The sequence below is a fragment of the Paenibacillus sp. NRS-1760 genome (assembly GCF_050467785.1).
Classification (GTDB): domain Bacteria; phylum Bacillota; class Bacilli; order Paenibacillales; family Paenibacillaceae; genus Pristimantibacillus.
The window spans coordinates 305,280-322,035 of the sequence record NZ_JBITPK010000005.1 but is presented as its reverse complement, the minus strand read 5'-3'; the positions used below and the strand labels follow the sequence as shown (position 1 = coordinate 322,035).

The 16,756-nt window shown below is 44.6% G+C and carries 16 protein-coding genes; 14 read left to right on the top strand and 2 right to left on the bottom strand.

Translation table 11 applies throughout. The features are described from left to right. The first annotated feature begins 13 nt into the window (after nt 1-13). The 6 genes from ACIFSR_RS01985 to ACIFSR_RS01960 all read left to right on the top strand — a co-directional run bounded on the left by ACIFSR_RS01985 (nt 14) and on the right by ACIFSR_RS01960 (nt 5,537). Nucleotides 14-478 carry a RidA family protein gene (locus tag ACIFSR_RS01985; protein ID WP_430054495.1) on the top strand — a complete coding sequence of 155 codons (465 nt, stop codon included), beginning with the start codon at nt 14-16 and terminating at the stop codon, nt 476-478. An 11-nt stretch (nt 479-489) separates the two neighbouring features. Then, complete coding sequence (locus ACIFSR_RS01980) at nt 490-1,956, top strand: aldehyde dehydrogenase (RefSeq protein WP_339203833.1); 1,467 nt, start codon at nt 490-492, stop codon at nt 1,954-1,956. Nucleotides 1,957-2,020: 64 nt separating this feature from the next. After that, a complete protein-coding gene (locus ACIFSR_RS01975; RefSeq protein WP_430054492.1) occupies nt 2,021-2,800 on the top strand; it encodes a 2-keto-4-pentenoate hydratase in 780 nt (259 codons plus the stop codon). A gap of 13 nt (nt 2,801-2,813) precedes the next feature. Further along, nucleotides 2,814-3,710 carry an acetaldehyde dehydrogenase (acetylating) gene (locus tag ACIFSR_RS01970; RefSeq protein WP_430054489.1) on the top strand — a complete coding sequence of 299 codons (897 nt, stop codon included), beginning with the start codon at nt 2,814-2,816 and terminating at the stop codon, nt 3,708-3,710. Nucleotides 3,711-3,713: 3 nt separating this feature from the next. Then, on the top strand, nt 3,714-4,745 hold the full coding sequence (gene dmpG / locus ACIFSR_RS01965; RefSeq protein ID WP_430054488.1) for a 4-hydroxy-2-oxovalerate aldolase: 1,032 nt from the start codon (nt 3,714-3,716) through the stop codon (nt 4,743-4,745). Nucleotides 4,746-4,748: 3 nt separating this feature from the next. Continuing rightward, a complete protein-coding gene (locus ACIFSR_RS01960; protein ID WP_430054485.1) occupies nt 4,749-5,537 on the top strand; it encodes a 2-keto-4-pentenoate hydratase in 789 nt (262 codons plus the stop codon). Between the two features lie 704 nt (nt 5,538-6,241). Here ACIFSR_RS01960 and kynU read toward each other — a convergent pair. Next, nucleotides 6,242-7,528 (bottom strand): kynureninase, encoded by a 1,287-nt coding sequence (gene kynU / locus ACIFSR_RS01955; RefSeq protein WP_430054483.1) that lies wholly within the window; start codon nt 7,526-7,528, stop codon nt 6,242-6,244. 286 nt (nt 7,529-7,814) lie between these two features. Between kynU and gap the strand changes: the two genes are divergently transcribed. From gap to ACIFSR_RS01935, 4 genes are read left to right on the top strand one after another with little or no spacing between them, the layout of a single operon-like run. After that, complete coding sequence (gap, locus tag ACIFSR_RS01950; protein ID WP_430054480.1) at nt 7,815-8,864, top strand: type I glyceraldehyde-3-phosphate dehydrogenase; 1,050 nt, start codon at nt 7,815-7,817, stop codon at nt 8,862-8,864. Then, a complete protein-coding gene (locus tag ACIFSR_RS01945) occupies nt 8,801-9,019 on the top strand; it encodes a GapA-binding peptide SR1P (protein ID WP_430054478.1) in 219 nt (72 codons plus the stop codon). Before gap ends, ACIFSR_RS01945 begins: the two co-directional genes overlap by 64 nt. Further along, a complete protein-coding gene (gene ppdK / locus ACIFSR_RS01940) occupies nt 9,006-11,663 on the top strand; it encodes a pyruvate, phosphate dikinase (RefSeq protein WP_339203825.1) in 2,658 nt (885 codons plus the stop codon). The genes ACIFSR_RS01945 and ppdK overlap by 14 nt, the downstream gene beginning before the upstream one ends. Next, on the top strand, nt 11,663-12,463 hold the full coding sequence (locus ACIFSR_RS01935; protein WP_339209700.1) for a pyruvate, water dikinase regulatory protein: 801 nt from the start codon (nt 11,663-11,665) through the stop codon (nt 12,461-12,463). The genes ppdK and ACIFSR_RS01935 overlap by 1 nt, the downstream gene beginning before the upstream one ends. A gap of 63 nt (nt 12,464-12,526) precedes the next feature. Here ACIFSR_RS01935 and ACIFSR_RS01930 read toward each other — a convergent pair whose 3' ends face one another. Further along, nucleotides 12,527-13,348 carry a MerR family transcriptional regulator gene (locus ACIFSR_RS01930; RefSeq protein WP_430054474.1) on the bottom strand — a complete coding sequence of 274 codons (822 nt, stop codon included), beginning with the start codon at nt 13,346-13,348 and terminating at the stop codon, nt 12,527-12,529. A 122-nt stretch (nt 13,349-13,470) separates the two neighbouring features. Here ACIFSR_RS01930 and ACIFSR_RS01925 point away from each other — a divergent pair, with 122 nt between their 5' ends. The 4 genes from ACIFSR_RS01925 (at nt 13,471) to ACIFSR_RS01910 (ending at nt 16,749) form a co-directional block, all read left to right on the top strand. Further along, the gene (locus ACIFSR_RS01925) at nt 13,471-14,742 is read left to right on the top strand and encodes an alcohol acetyltransferase (protein WP_339203822.1); all 1,272 of its coding nucleotides are present in this window, start codon (nt 13,471-13,473) and stop codon (nt 14,740-14,742) included. Beyond that, the gene (locus tag ACIFSR_RS01920; protein ID WP_339203821.1) at nt 14,739-15,413 is read left to right on the top strand and encodes a DUF6320 domain-containing protein; all 675 of its coding nucleotides are present in this window, start codon (nt 14,739-14,741) and stop codon (nt 15,411-15,413) included. The genes ACIFSR_RS01925 and ACIFSR_RS01920 overlap by 4 nt, the downstream gene beginning before the upstream one ends. 187 nt (nt 15,414-15,600) lie before the next feature. Further along, entirely contained in the window at nt 15,601-15,924 is a 324-nt protein-coding gene (locus tag ACIFSR_RS01915; protein ID WP_339203820.1) for a GntR family transcriptional regulator, read from the top strand. Nucleotides 15,925-15,975: 51 nt separating this feature from the next. Continuing rightward, nucleotides 15,976-16,749, top strand: a complete 774-nt coding sequence (locus tag ACIFSR_RS01910; RefSeq protein WP_430054471.1) for a hypothetical protein — start codon at nt 15,976-15,978, stop codon at nt 16,747-16,749. Nucleotides 16,750-16,756: the final 7 nt, after the last annotated feature.

The following is a 16,756-nucleotide window of genomic DNA, read 5'->3' as shown; positions in this document are numbered from 1 at the left end:
GAAGGTGACTTAGGTGGAAAATCAAGCGCTGGCAACACCGGAAGAAAACTTGCAAAAGCTTGGCATCACGCTTGGCTCCTCACGTCCGCTGCTAGGCAATTATGTAACCTGCGTTAGGGCGGGGAACCTGCTCTTCACAGCAGGTCAGGGAGTAGATGAGTATCATGGAAAACTGGGCAGGGATTTAACCGTCGAGGAAGGTTATCTAGCTGCACGGCAATCGATGATTAATTTATTAAAAGTCGTGAAGCAGGAGCTCGGCGAGCTTAGCAAAGTGAAACGTGTGGTCAAAATCTTAGGTTTCGTAAATAGCACAGAAGATTTCACACAGCAGCCGAAAGTAATGAATGGCGCATCTGACTTGCTGGTTGATGTATTCGGAGATAAGGGCAAGCATGGAAGATCCGCGGTTGGAATGGCGCAGCTGCCAAACAATACAGCCATTGAAATTGAAATGACTCTCGAAATTGAAGAGTAGGAGGGCTGTAAATGAATCATGACATTATAGCAAATCCTGCTGTAAAAGATGCGAAGCTATTTATCGGCGGCGCATTCGTAGATTCCATTTCGAGTGCCACATTCGATACGATTAATCCGGCAACGAATATGAAGCTGGCCTCAGTGGCAATGGCGAATGAAGCAGATACGATCAGGGCGATCGAGGTAGCGCAGAGAACGTTCGAAAGCGGCGTTTGGAGCCATATGACAGTAGAGAAAAGAGCCGAAATTTTATGCCGCATGTCCGATTTGATTATGCAAAGGCATCAAGAAATTGCGGTACTAGAAACACTTGATGTCGGCAAGCCGATTAAAGAAAGCCGTGGCTTTGATATACCGAGAGCGGCATCGAATATGCGATTTTTTGCCGAAATGGCACTCTATCATCATGCTGAAAATTTTGAAAAGCAAGGCATGATGTCCTATACCAAATATGCACCAGCGGGCGTAACCAGCATCATTATTCCTTGGAACTTGCCCTTCATGCAAATGACCTGGAAGGTATCGGCAGCACTTGCAGCTGGCAATACGGTTGTTGTTAAACCAGCTTCGAACACACCGCTCAGTGCTTTTCTTCTTGGGGAAATTGCAAATGAAGCTGGGCTTCCTCCGGGCGTATTGAACATTATTGCCGGATCAGGCAGCACGGTTGGCACAATTATGGCTTCCCATCCTTATGTTCGCCGAATTTCATTCGTCGGCGAGTCGGGTACAGGTAAGACGGTCATGCGAAATGCAGCAGAATCATTGATTCCAGTTTCTCTCGAGCTGGGCGGCAAATCAGCTAATATCGTTTTTGAAGATGCTGATTTGGATGAAGTTGTGAAAGGCTCAATCGATGCCATCTACCGTAACCAAGGACAAATCTGTCTTGCTGGCTCACGTATGCTGCTTCATGAAAGCGTATACGATACGTTTTTGGAAAAATTTATTGCAGCTGTTAATCAAATAAAAGTAGGTATGCCGCTTGACGAAGAGACGGATATGGGGGCACTCGTATCCAAATCACATCTCGAAGAGGTCCACAGCTATGTGGAGATAGGACTCGCTGAGGGTGCGAAACTAGGCTGCGGAGGCACACGCGTCGAAGGGCTTGGAAATGGCAACTTCTATAAGCCAACTGTGCTTTATGATGTAGACAACAAGATGCGAGTTGCGCAGGAGGAGATTTTTGGACCGGTTCTCGTGGTCATTCCATTCAAAACAGAAGAAGATGCGATTCGAATAGCAAACGACTCGATTTATGGACTTGCTGGCGTCGTTTGGACGAATGACCTGCGCCGAGCGCATCGAGTGGCCGCTTCTGTAAACTCCGGATTGTTTTGGATTAATTGCTGGTATTTCCGCGATCTGCGTACCCCATTTGGAGGCTCGAAAGCAAGTGGAATCGGCCGTGAAGGCGGTCGTCATAGCTTTGATTTCTATACAGAAGCCAAATCGATCACGATGAAGCTATAAGGAAGATGGTGACGATATCGTCACCATCCGCTTTATTTTTAGGAGGAAAGAGAGGACGTTTAATATGAATCCAATCATTGAAAAGCTAGCAAGTGAACTATTGGTAGCGGAAGCGACACAAGTGGCTATCGCACCTTTTACAGAACGTTACTCGGAAATAACCGTAACCGATGCCTATCACGTGCAATTGCAGGTCGTCAAGCAAAAGCTGGAGGCAGGTCGTCACATTATAGGCAAGAAAGTTGGACTAACAAGCAAAGCGATGCAAACGATGCTGAATGTCAATGAGCCGGATTATGGACATTTGCTGGATGATATGGAAGTGCAAGATCAAAGCATCGTAAAAGCAAAGGAAATGATCGCACCGCGCATTGAAGCGGAAATCGGCTTCATCCTTGATCGGGATCTGAAGGGGCCGGATGTAACGTTCCTCGATGTGCTGTTAGCTACAAAATATATTGTGCCTACATTAGAAATTATTGATAGCCGAATTGCAGATTGGAAAATCAAGCTGATCGATACGGTAGCTGACAATGGTTCATCGGCAAAAGTTGTGATCGGGAAGAAAAAAACGTCTATCGACAATATAGATTTACGCGATCTTGGAATGATTTTATTTAAAAATGGCGAGCAAGTCGCAACGGGAGCGGGAGCAGCTGCACTCGGACATCCAGCCCATGCGATCGCATGGCTTGCGAACAAGCTTAGTGAATTTGATATTTCATTAAAGGCTGGAGAAATTATTTTGCCGGGTGCTTTGTCTGGAGCGGTTCAGGTTAAAGCCGGAGACCACATCGAAGCACGATTTGGTTCTATTGGGTCGGTATCCGTAGCATTCGAGTAGGAGGACAAACCATATGGGGAAATTGAAAGCAGCTATTATCGGATCTGGCAACATCGGTACGGATTTAATGTACAAGCTGGAAAGAAGCGATTGGCTTACACTTACAGCGGTAATCGGCATCGATCCGAATTCGGAAGGACTTGAGCGGGCCAAAGGACGCGGATATGCGACTTTTTCGAATGGCATTCAGGGGCTTATCGACAATCCTGAGCTTGCAGACATTATTTTTGATGCAACTTCCGCCAAAGCTCATGTTAAACATAATGAAGTGCTGCAAAAGATGGGGAAAATGGTCATTGATTTAACACCGGCAGCAGTTGGGCCATTCCTATCCCCTGTCGTAAACATGGGGAATCATCTGCAAGCGACAAACGTCAATATGATCACATGCGGGGGGCAAGCAACGATCCCGATCATTCATGCTATAAATGAAGCAGCGGACGTCGTTTATGCTGAGATTGTAGCGACAATCGCAAGCAAAAGCGCGGGGCCAGGCACGCGGGCTAATATCGATGAGTTTACGATTACAACACGCCGCGGTATAGAAGAGGTGGGCGGTGCAGATCGTGGAAAAGCGCTAATCGTCTTAAATCCAGCAGATCCGCCGTTTATGATGCGAGACACTGTCTATTGCGAAGTGAAAAATATGGATGAGGCCGTTATAAGTAAAGCGATTTATGACATGGTTGAACGCGTAAAAGAATACGTGCCAGGCTATCGCTTGAAGCAGGAGCCTATTTTTGATGGAAATCGAGTATCGGTGTTTCTCGAGGTAGAGGGAGCAGGAGATTACTTCGCGCCATACGCAGGCAATCTTGATATTATGACGGCTGCCTCTGTCCGGGTAGCAGAAGATTATGCAAAAAACCGCCTATCAAGCCAGTCTAGCGAAACGAATAGCGAGGTGTAAAGGGTGAACCGAAAAAGTAATCAGCCGGTCCAAATTACGGAAGTGTCCTTGCGGGATGGCAGCCATGCGGTTGCACACCAATTTACAGAGGAACAGGTGCGGAGCGTTGTTCGTGCGCTTGATGATGCGGGCATGCACAATATTGAAGTCAGCCATGGCGATGGTTTAGGCGGGTCAACTTTGCAGTATGGCCGTTCGCTCATTGATGAAATGAAGCTGATTGAAGCAGCCGTAGATGAAAGCAAACAAGCGAAGATCGCCGTTCTACTGCTGCCAGGCATAGGGACGGTCCATGAGCTGAAGCAAGCAAGAGCTCTAGGGGCAAGCCTAGTACGAGTAGCAACTCATGTCACGGAAGCAGATGTGTCAGCCCAGCATCTTTATATGGCTAGAGAGCTCGGCATGGAAGCGATTGGTTTCCTGATGATGTCGCATTCCGCTCCCGTAGAGAAACTGGTGGAACAAGCGAAATTGATGGAAAGCTATGGCGCTGAGGCTGTGTATGTGACGGATTCTGCCGGAGCGCTGCTGCCGCATCAGGTTCGTGAGCGAATTGAAGCGTTAAAACAAGCCTTATCGATTGAAATTGGTTTCCACGCGCATAATAATCTGTCTTTGGCAGTTGCCAATACGATTGTAGCAATCGAAGAAGGTGCAACTCGAATTGATGGCAGCGTGCGATGCTTGGGAGCTGGAGCGGGCAATACCCAAACAGAGGTTTTAATTGCGGTGTTAGATCGATTAGGTCTGAATATCGGGATCGATTTGTATAAAATGATGGATTTGGCTGAGCATATCGTCGGTCCACTTCTTCAGCGTCCGCAAGAAATCGTCACGGGCAGTCTCGTGATGGGTTATGCGGGTGTATACTCCAGCTTCCTGCTGCACGCGGATCGCGCAAGCAAAAGATTTGGCATTGACTCGCGCGACATTCTAATAGAGCTTGGCAGAAGGGGCATTATCGGCGGACAAGAAGACATGATTGTTGATGTTGCCGCAGAGCTGGCGGACAGAAATAAGAACGGGGTGTTGTAAACGATGGAGATCACACGCGAAATGGAACAAGAAATCGTAACGTATTTGTACGATGCCGAGAAAGAGTGCAGAGAAGTAATTAAGGTTACAGATCAATATCCAGACTTAACGATAGAGAAGGCTTATGATGTGCAAAAGCAGCTGTTGCAGCGCAAGATTCAAGCTGGCACGCGCTCGATTGGCTATAAGCTGGGGCTGACTAGCAAAGCAAAGCAGGAAATGATGGGTGTCTATGAAGCGATTTACGGTGAGCTGACTAGCGATATGCTAGCTTTGGAATGGGAATCTATTGATTTCAAACAGTTGATTCATCCGAAGGCTGAGCCGGAAATTGCTTTCTTTATAGGCGAGGATTTGCAAGGAACGAATATAACCGGTGAAGATGTGCTGCGAGCAACGCAGTATGTTGCTGCAGCGATTGAAGTAATAGACAGCAGGTATTTGGATTTCAAGTTTACGCTTGCGGATGTTGTAGCGGACAATTGCTCATCGGCTAAATTTATAATTGGCAGCAAAATGGTTCCCGTGCGAGAGTTGAATTTGCCTGAAATCGGCGTTGTGCTCTCGAAAAACAATCAAGTGATGGCTACTGGCGCCGGTGCCGCGGTGCTGGGCGACCCCGCTGTATCGGTCGCATGGGCTGTTAATAAGTTAGGCGAGCGCGGCTTAGGGCTGCGCAAGGGCGATATCGTGCTGAGCGGAGCAATTACGGAAGCGATTGCTTTTCAGCCGGGAGATACAATTCAAGCACAGTTTGCTCATCTGGGAAGCGTATCTTTAAGCTGCGTATAAGCATGGCTTGGAAATGAAAATGACATTCAAACTGATAACAGTTTGGGTGTCATTTTTGGTTTGTTTTGGTTGAGGGGATGCTCACATTACAATTGCATTTTCATTCCTAACAAACCCAGTAGACGCTATTGGGCAGGAAATTGTGTTTTCTGAACGCTAACGAACTCCAGTCGCGTTATTGCTCAAAATGATGTCCAAATGCGAGGTAACTTAGATAAATAGCGAGTGTGGAGTTCGTTAGAAAATAAAACAAGCCTATTTTGATCAAATAGGGCCTGTGGAGTTCGTTAGAATGTGTCGAGGTAGGAGCTGGGTTGCGAGCTTAGTCTTCCAATTCCTAACGAACCCAGTAGACGCTATTGGGCAGGAAATTGTGTTTTCTGAACGCTAACGAACTCCAGTCGCGTTATTGCTCAAGATGATGTCCAAATGCGAGGTAACTTAGATAAATAGCGAGTGTGGAGTTCGTTAGAAAATAAAACAAGCCTATTTTGATCAAATAGCGCTTGTGGAGTTCGTTAGAATGCGTTTGGGGATGGGTGAGTTGGCTGAGTAGATGCGTTTTTATACGGGGATGGAAACTCATTCCATACTATTAATAAACTCCGTAATAATGTCTACCGTCGTTCTTCAAAAGCCCCCGTTCCGCTATTTGCGGAGAGGGGGCTGCGTTACATTTGTTATTCGGTTAGTCAACTAGTCAACTAGGCGACAACGCCGCGTTTGGTATCAAATGCTTCGTACTGCTTCTCTACGATGATGTTCTTGAGAATTTGTACGGTTTGCCAAACGTCTGCATAGGTCGTGTAGAGAGCAACAGGTGCAAGGCGCACGACGTTCGGAGAACGGTAGTCGGGGATGACATGATTTTGCTTAAGAGCTTTGCATATTCGAATCGCCTCATCGTGCTCCAAGCTGATATGGCCGCCGCGGCGGTCATCCTCTTGTGGATTTGCAAGCACATAACCAAGACCCGGCAGCTCATGATTAATTAACTCAACCATGTAGCGTGATATATGCAGTGACTTCTCGCGAATTTGTTCGATCGAAGTCATTTCAAAAATTTCCAATGCTCCAATGAGCGGTGCGATGCTGAATATATGCGGCGTTCCGATTTGATAAGCGCCTGCAGTGTGCTCGACTGTTAAATTGTGCTCCATATCGAATTGCTTACTTTTATTAGAGCTGTACCAACCCGTTAAACCAGGAACACGGCCAAAATGCTTCTTGTTCACATAAAGAGAGGCAACGCCGCCCGGTCCGCCGTTCAAATATTTATAATTGCACCACAGCGCAAAATCCACGTCCCAATCACTGAAATAATGAGGAATAGAGCCTACCGAATGACAGCCATCAAACCCAATTATAATACCACGAGCATGTGCTTCTGCTGTTAGACGTTTAATATCTAGTAATTGTCCGCTTCTATATAAAACGGTCGGAAGCAGTATGACAGAGATCTCCTCGGACATTGCTGCGATAATATCCTCTTCTTCAATCATTCGGCCATCACGGCTGGCTACACGAACCAAATGTGTCTCGGGATCATACCCTTTTAGGCGAAGCTGGCTTTGAAGAGCATAAATGTCGGTCGGAAAATCGAGATCAGTTGCCATTATTTTCGTGCGATTGCCTGATGGTTGATAGAAGGTCGACACAAGCTGATGAATATTCGTCGATGTAGAACCTGTTATAATCACTTCCTCCGCATCTGCCCCGACAAGGGCAGCCATCTGTTTGGAAAGGGATTCAGGCAAGAAAAACCATGGGCGCTCGCCCTGGGTCCAACCATCGATCGTTTGTGTTTTCCAAGACTCAAGCATCTCAAGCATCGTTCGTTCAGCGCGTTTGGAAATGAGGCCAAGCGAATTTCCGTCTAAATAAATCATGCCATTAGGTACATAAAACTCTTCGCGCAAATGTGCCAGCTCATCCATATGATCTAATTGTTTGGCGTACTCTAACGAATAATCCTGCGTAATCGCTTTCAATTATGTCACCTCTTCTTGAGTAAATTCTACTATTGTTTAGATAACTATATTATAATTATGACATGGTGTCAATATTATTCAAAATGGTGTACAATCAACAAAAAGAGTCGATCAAGTGGCGTGCGTAAATCGTCTTAACATTCATACTCACTTCAGTATATGACGCATATATAAAAACTAAGTAAATAATATGCGATTTATGCGTCTTATATAATTATATATTGCGTACTAATTATTTATATGTTATGTATTATATAGATTCAAATCATAACAGGGGGTAATGGTAATGGAGGTTGGAGTAGGCATTAGCGGCACGGGTAGAATTGGCAGATTACTTATACGCAGAGCTTTTTCCAGAAAAATGAAAGGACTGAGGGTTAAAGCGGTCAACTCAACCTATCCTGTTGAGACCATTGCACATTTATTAAAATATGACACCGTACATGGCATCTGGGATGTAGATGTATCTGTACAAGATGGAGATCTCCTGATTAATAATAATAAGATTAAATATTTGGCGGAAAAAGATCCGTCGCGGCTTCCTTGGAAGGAGCTTGGCGTAACGCTGGCAATTGATGCGACGGGTAAGTTTACTGATCGTGAAGGTGCATCAAAACATATTGCGGCGGGTGCCGAGACGGTACTGATTACTGCTCCTTGCACGGGAGCCGACCTTACGGTTGTGATGGGAGTTAACGAGCATCGCTTTGATTCGAATCGACATCGCATTATCTCCGCAGCCTCTTGTACGACAAACTGTGTTGCTCCAGTGCTAGATGTGTTAGATCAAGCTTACGGCATAAAGCAGGCATGGATGACTACGATACATTCCTACACCAGTGATCAGAATCATATGGACAATCCTCACAAAGATCTTAGACGTGCGCGTGCATGTGCACAATCCATTATCCCCACTTCAACGGGAGCAGGTAAAGCGCTTACTGATGTACTGCCGCACTTAGCTTCGCTCGTTCAAGGTATCTCGGTACGTGTTCCGACTCCTAATGTATCGTTAGTTGATTTGACTGTTCATCTGGCCAAAAAGACTTCATATGAGGCAGTAAAACAAGCTTTTGTATTTTCCGCTGCGACGAACTTAAAATCTTATCTAGATGTAGTCGATGTACCGCTTGTTTCATCGGATTACATTGGTAATGAGTTTTCAGCTATTATTGATGGTTCATCTCTTATGGTGAGCGGAGACCAATTAAAGGTTTTGGCATGGTATGACAATGAGTGGGCTTATTCCTGCAGAGTAATGGATTTGGCGCAATGGGCATGCAATCCACATTCTATCGGAGGTGTAGAGGGATGGAAACAAACCGCTGCAAGGTAAAAATGGGAGTGATACTCTGTAAGCATTGCGATTCAGTCATTGATACCTTGGATACTGAAAAAGTAACGGTCTATTACTTGGAGTGCGGTCAAGCCAATTGCACGAATTACAATTCCGGGAGAAAACTAGGAGGCACGAGTGATGACGAGCAATAGAGTGCTGTTCTTTCATGAAGGTAACGCAGGGATGAAGCATTTGCTCGGAGGAAAAGGTGCGAATTTAGCAGAAATGACGAATGCCGGACTTCCAGTTCCTCCTGGGTTCACAGTTACAACGGAGGCTTGCAGAGCTTATTATGCTGGAGGGCAGCTTTTGCCGGAAGGTCTATTCGTGGAGATCCGGAATGCTTTAATGAAAGTGGAAAAGCTGAAAGGACAATCATTCGGCGGGGATGAGAATCCACTGCTGGTATCAGTCCGATCGGGCTCGGTTAATTCAATGCCTGGAATGATGGACACTATACTTAATCTAGGACTGAACGATGTTACGGTAGAGGCGCTTGCTCGCCAAACGGGAAATCCGCGTTTCGCTTATGATTGTTATAGAAGGCTCATCCAAATGTTCGGCAACGTCGTATTTGATATTGAAGGTTTATATTTTGAATCACTGCTGCATCAATTGAAGCAAAGCAGATCTATAGAAGATGATAAGGATTTGCCGGCTGAAGCTTGGATGGAGTTGATTGTTTCCTATAAACAGTTAATAGAAGCTAAATCGCGAAAAACGTTTCCGCAAAATGTTTACATCCAGCTTGAGCTAGCCGTCGAAGCAGTATTTCGTTCGTGGAACAATCACCGGGCAATCGTCTATCGGAAAGCGTATAACATTCCAGATTATCAAGGAACAGCAGTAAATATTCAATCGATGGTGTTCGGCAATATGGGGGATAACTGCGGAACAGGCGTATTGTTTACCCGGAATCCTTCAACGGGCGCCAAGATGCTCTACGGGGAGTACTTGATCAACGCCCAAGGTGAGGACGTTGTCGCTGGCGTGCGAACACCTCTTCCGATTGCAAAGCTGGAGGAGGAAATGCCAGCAGTATTTAAACAACTTGTAGAAACGGCCGCAAAGCTGGAAGCTCATTATAAGGATATGCAGGATATTGAATTTACGGTGGAGAACGGCTCACTGTTCATTTTGCAGACACGGAATGGGAAAAGAACGGCACAAGCAGCGGTTAAGCTAGCTGTTCATTTTGCCAAGGAAGGCATACTGAAGCGGGAGGAGGCGCTCGCTCGAATAGAGGTGGAGCATTTGGATAAATTGCTTCACCGAGCGATTGATGAGGATGCTAAGCTGGATGTGCTGGCAACGGGACTGCCAGCATCGCCGGGAGCAGCAACGGGCCAAGTTGTTTTCGATGCTGACAAAGCAGAGGAATGGGTGCGCGAAGGCAGAAGGGTTGTGCTTGTCAGCGCAGAGACAAGTCCGGAAGATATTCACGGCGTAATCGCTGCCGAAGGCGTGTTAACAAGCCGCGGGGGGATGACAAGCCACGCCGCCGTTGTGGCTCGGGGAATGGGCAAGCCATGTGTATGCGGCTGCGAGGAAGTTCGCATCGATAAAGATGCTGCATTATTCACTGCCGGTGAAATCACGGTACGTGAAGGCGATTGGATTACGCTGGACGGTTCCACTGGACGCGTTATTTTGGGCGGAGTGACGCTCAAAGAACCAGAAATTAGCGTGGAGCTGGAGGAGCTGCTCGAATGGGCGGATGAAGTCCGCGATTTGGCCGTTCGAACGAATGCCGACACACCGGAGGATGCGGAGAAAGCAAGAGCATTCGGCGCAGAAGGCATCGGTCTATGCAGAACGGAGCATATGTTCATGTCCGCGGAGCGCTTGCCTGTCGTTCAAGCCATGATCCTGGCGGATACGAAGGAGGAGCGGCAACGAGCACTCGATCTGCTTCTCCCGATGCAGCAGAGCGATTTCGAAGGTATATTTACTGCGATGGATGGTTTTCCTGTAACAATAAGGCTGCTTGACCCACCTTTACATGAATTTTTACCGCATTTGGAGGAGCTGGTCGTGAGACAGCAGCAAATACTCCTAGCTGCAAATGTTCACGAGCATGTCAGCGAAAAGCAAGCATTGGATGCTCTTATACGTAAGGTGCGCAATCTGCAAGAGATGAACCCGATGCTTGGACAACGAGGCTGTCGTTTAGGCATTCTTTTCCCCGAGATTTACGAAATGCAAGCCATTGCGATATTCCATGCTGTACTGAATTGTAAAAATAGAGGCATTCAAGTTTTACCTGAAATTATGATTCCTCTTGTGGGGCATGCGAACGAGCTGAAAGTGATGCGATCGCTCGTTGAAGGTGCCGCTGATACGGTGCTTGGCCCAAATAAAGAACACATATCCTATAAAATAGGGACGATGATTGAGGTGCCTAGAGCGGCGTTAACCGCAGACAAAATTGCCGAGCATGCTGACTTTTTCTCTTTTGGTACAAATGATCTGACACAAATGACCTTCGGCTATAGTCGGGACGATGCGGAGGGCAAGTTTCTCAGTCACTATGTTGACCATGAGATATTACCCGTAAATCCATTTCAGGTGCTGGACACCGAAGGGGTTGGCCTCTTAGTCGAATGGGCTGTTCAGAAAGGCCGATCGCGTAAACCGCAGCTCAAAACAGGCATTTGCGGGGAGCATGGCGGGGATAAGGAATCGATCTTTTTCTGCCATAACGCGGGATTAGATTATGTCAGCTGTTCCCCTTACCGGGTGCCTCTGGCAAGAATAGCTGCGGCTCAAGCCAAGCTGAAATTCGGAAAACAATGATGCACAATGAGCAGCAATATTTAGTCATTTGCTCTGATTCAATTGGCGAAACGGCCGAGGCGGTTGCTCAGGCGACCATTCGTCAATTTAACCCAGAGCAAGTTACGGTCAGGCGGTTTAGCAATATACGAAGCGTAAATGAGGTTCGGCAAGTTGTTAAGGAAACGGCAGAAAAAGGTGGTTTTATTGCTTATACGCTAGTCCAGCCTGAACTGCGGGAAATGATGAAAGCAGAAGCCACACGATTTCAAATTCGCGCAGTAGATATTATGGGTCCGATGCTTCAGGCGTTCGTGGACACGTATGGAAATACACCTAAACGACAACCGGGCTTGCTCCATGAAATGAATGAGGATTACTTCCGGAGAATAGAAGCGATGGAGTTTGCGGTCAAATATGATGACGGTCGGGATGCTCGCGGCATGCTGCAAGCCCAAGTCGTTCTGATTGGCGTATCCCGTACATCAAAAACGCCGTTAAGTATCTATTTGGCGCATAAAGGCATAAAATCCGCGAACTTGCCCATCATGCCAGAGGTCAATCCACCTATGGAGCTATTCAAAATTCCAAGCCGCCGCATCATTGGACTTACGATGGATGCTGAGCATATTCTGAATATCCGTACGGAGCGGTTGAAAGTGCTTGGACTTCCTACGGGGTCCCAATATGCAACATTTCAGCGTATTATAGAAGAGCTGGAATACGGGCAAGCGTTAATGAAGCAAATAGGCTGCGTCGTTATCAATGTGACGAACAAAGCGATAGAAGAAACGGCTGGACTTATTATGGACTATATTTAATTTTACAAAAAACGGGACTGTCCCTTAAGGTCTATGACCTTGAGTGACAGTCCCGTTTGCTTTTTACTCTGAACAGGGCACCAATAACGCTTGAAGTTCATATACCCATTGAAAAATGCCTGTAAAAATAACCGATTGGACAATAAATGTTAGTTCAGCATCATATTTCGTTTTTGCATCAGTAATCATATTTTGCATGGCCAATGGTTTTTGCTCTTCGGAGCAATAACCATAAATATACGTTCCGGCAGGCAATACGGCCATATTGTCTGCCTCAGCAGGCCACTTTTCACAGACACCAAATAGGACAGAATGGTTTTCAGACTGCTCTTTCTCTAATGTCGTCAATATAAATGCTGTATGTTCGAAAATAAATGAACCTCCCTCGCCGTCACTGCTATATTGCAGGAGCAGATCTTGCAGCAGCTGGAAATTTTCAATGCTCGGCTGCTGGATAGAAGGAAACGTTAAGATCATTCTTTTTGGAATCATTTTGCTTGAAAAAACATGATCGGAAAGCTGCTCAGGTATGAGTGTCGTACGCGTTTCATACTGTTCTCTCAAAGCTAAAAGCAATTTTTTAGTTTGTTGCAGTTGTTTGATTTCCTGATCTATTTTATCTTCAGTCGCTATTAGACAAGGAATAATATATTCATAATGGTCATTTGCGAACAACTCTTTAATATCGTTTAAAGGCATACTTCGTTGTTTGCAAAAGTTAATCACGTTCAGATAAACCAATTCCTCATCTGAATAATAGCGATAACCTGTGTGAACATCTACTTTTGCAGGCTTCAACAAGCCAATTCTGTCATAATGCCGTAAGGTTTCTATGGTCGTGCTGCTTCGTTTGGCTGTTTCTCCGATAGAGTAGTATGTCCTCATGTCAATCTGCTCCTATTGACTCTTATGTTACACAAGAGTTTATGATTTTCATTGTAAATAAATTCGATTGATTATACAAACAAGAGCTAAACAGCATGAATCTAGAAAGGAAGAAATTCCAATTGAACAAATGGTATAAACTCGATAATGCTGCAAAGCTTTTTCCATCCGTTACGAATACAAAAAACACCTCTGTTTATCGAATTTCAGCCGTATTGAAGGATAGAATAGATGCTGACGCCTTGCAGAGAGCGGCTGATACCGTATTTGATCGTTTTCCGATGTTTACAGTTAAACTACGTAAAGGTGTGTTTTGGAATTACTTGGATGAAAATACGGAGAAAATTGTGATCGAAGAGGACGAGCAGTATCCATGTCGGGATATTGATCCGAATACGAATAATGGCTACCTATTTAAGGTTTTATATTATCAAAATAGAGTATCGATTGAAGTTTTTCATTCCCTTACGGATGGCAATGGAACCATTGAATTTTTAAAATCACTTTTATACTATTACCTCATATATTTGGGAAAAAACATCGATCCTGAAGGGAAAATTTTGCTCGCGGATACTGGAGTGGATGTGCTTGATATGGAGGACAGCTTTCGCAGGTATTACAAGGATTGTTATGTTGAACGAGTGATAACGAGCAAATCTTATCATGTTAAAGGTACACGCTTTGAGCACTTCGGAAACAATGTGGTGCATGGCGTTGTTAGTGCTTCTGCATTGAATGCACTTGCCAAGCAAAAGGGCTGTACGATAACAGCGTATTTAACGACATTGCTCATTTACTCTATTTATCAAACAAGGATTAAATTTAGTGAGCAGAATGCCCCGGTGGTCATATCTATTCCAGCCAATTTACGCAAAGCCTTCCCGTCGCGAACGCTTCGCAATTTTTTTGGCGTTGTAAATATCGGAATAAAAGTAACCGAGGACGCTTCATTTGATGAGCTCATTATTCGAGTAAATGAAATGTTAAAGCAGAAAACTGGAAAAGAAAATTTGCAAAATATTATTTATAACAATGTAGCGCTCGAACGCAACAAAGCTACTCTTTTTATTCCGCTGTTTCTCAAAAGCTGGTTTGTTGATTTTGGTTTTCGCACACTAGGAGAAAGCAGAAGAACGATGACGTTATCCAATGTTGGCAACATCATTTTGCCGCAGCAAATGTATGACTATATCGACGTTATTGAGGCTGTAGTCTATCCATCAAATAAAAGCCCAGTAAGCTGCGGCGTCTGTACGGTTAATGATAAGCTGACGATTACGTTTACGAGAAGTATTGTAGAAGCCGATATACTGCAATATTTTTTCTCTTATTTAGCGGCTCAGGCTGAGCTTGACGTGAGAGTATATTCAAATGATTGGGGGAGGAATGGATGAGGTTATGCAATCGATGCAATGTGAGCGTTGACGATCAGCACGACTATTGTCCGTTATGCTCGAGGCCTCTTGGGAATCGCGGGAATAGTGCGTCAGAGTACCCCTCCTATGCAAAATTACATCAAGAAACAGCCGTATTTACACGTACGAAGCTGTTTTTGTTTTTAACGATATCGGCTATAGTACTCTCGATTACGATTAATTTATTAACGTTGCAGCTCAATCCTAAATTGTGGTCTGCGATTGTGACGACCGGGTTAATCTATGCATGGGTGATCGTAAAAGATACGATTTTGTCAAAGGCGCATATCGGCAAAAAGATATTGTTTCATTACGCGATATTAGCGCTTTTTTTACTCGTAATCGATATTTTTGTTGGGTTTATGAAGTGGTCAACCACCTATGCCATTCCGCTGTTTGGTATGGCAGCAACTTTTATGATGACTCTGCTCGCCATTATAAAAAAATCGTTATGGCATAATGATATCGGTTATTTATTAGCGATGTTTTTCATCAGCCTATGTCCTGCGATTTTATTTATTTTTCAATTAGCGGATGTCATTTGGCCAAGTGTGGCAGCGATTGTTTACTCATTGCTCACGATCATCGGCATGATTATTTTTTCGGATCGGCAATTTAAAGAGGAAATAAAGAAAAGGTTTCATTTTTAAAAGGTTTAGAAAGATTTATTACATATCATCGAAGAAAAGGAGCAGATCTCAAAATCACGCTCCTTTTTTTGTTACATATTGACAACTAAATTGTACTAGTGCAATAATACAACCAAGAGATAAGGCAGGTGATGTGTACGTGCTAAATTTTTATGAATTAAAGCTAAACAACAAGGAGCCCGTATACGTGCAGGCCGCATTGTATGTGAAGAGGCAAATACTGCTGGGGAAAGTTGAATCGGGAGATAAGCTGCCGTCTAGGCGAGAAATAGCTGCACAACTGAACATTAATCCGAATACAGTGCAAAAGGCTTTTAAGCTTATGGAGGATGAAGGTTATGTTCGCACGAGCAGTACGCTCGGCAGTGTCATTTATGTAGATGAGGCGATCTTAAAGCAAATTGAAGCTGAGCTGACGGATGAGTTAGTGAAAGCGTTTATTGGCTCCGCTAAGGAGATTCATTTGTCGTTCCAACAAGTCATTTCCCTCATTAGCGAGCGTTGGGAATAGTTTTTTTTTGGCGTATCTGTACTACTACTATAATACAATTGAGGTGGTATCATGAGAACCTTTTATCGATTGCTGCAATATGAATTTTCAACCTGGTTGAAAGCGATTATGCTGCTTTGCACAGCTGTAATCGTTATCCCTCTTTATCTGCTCCACATGTTTGTCAAAGACTATGGTGAATATACCATTCACGAGCGCTATGAAAATATTTATGCCTCTTCAGGCTGCATCATCGTATTCCTCCTATGCATAGCAGCAGCATGCGGATTTTTCTTAAAGTCGATTTATGCAGGTTATTGGGGCAGTAAAAGTATATACATGTTTTTATCACTGCCTGTAAGGCGTGAATCGATTTATTTTAGCAAAATCGTTGTTTTTGTCATTTGCTTGCTCATGCTGCTCGGGTCGCAGCTAATTAGCATAAAGCTTGGATACGATGTGGTATCGGCGAAGTTTGCAAGCTATGGTGAAGGCCGCTTTTCGATGACAAATGGACTTTTTTTAGCGGTTATCCGTTCTGATTTTTTTCGAATCATCATGCCATTAAACCTAAGCAGAATCTTATCATCAGCAAGTATTTTATTTATGATCACAACAGCTCTATATTACGGGGCTTTATGCGAACGAAGCAAAAGGTACTGGGGTTTTGTCGCTATTGGAGCCGCGGTTATTGTGGGAATTAAAGTACTGAGCTATCGAATGAGTGAATCCTATTCTTATGCAGCACCAAGTCATTTGTATATTAGCAGTTCAATTATGCTTATTTTAAGTGGATTTTTCATATGGCACAGCATCAAGCTAATAAAAAAAGCAGCTATCGCTTAAGAAAGGG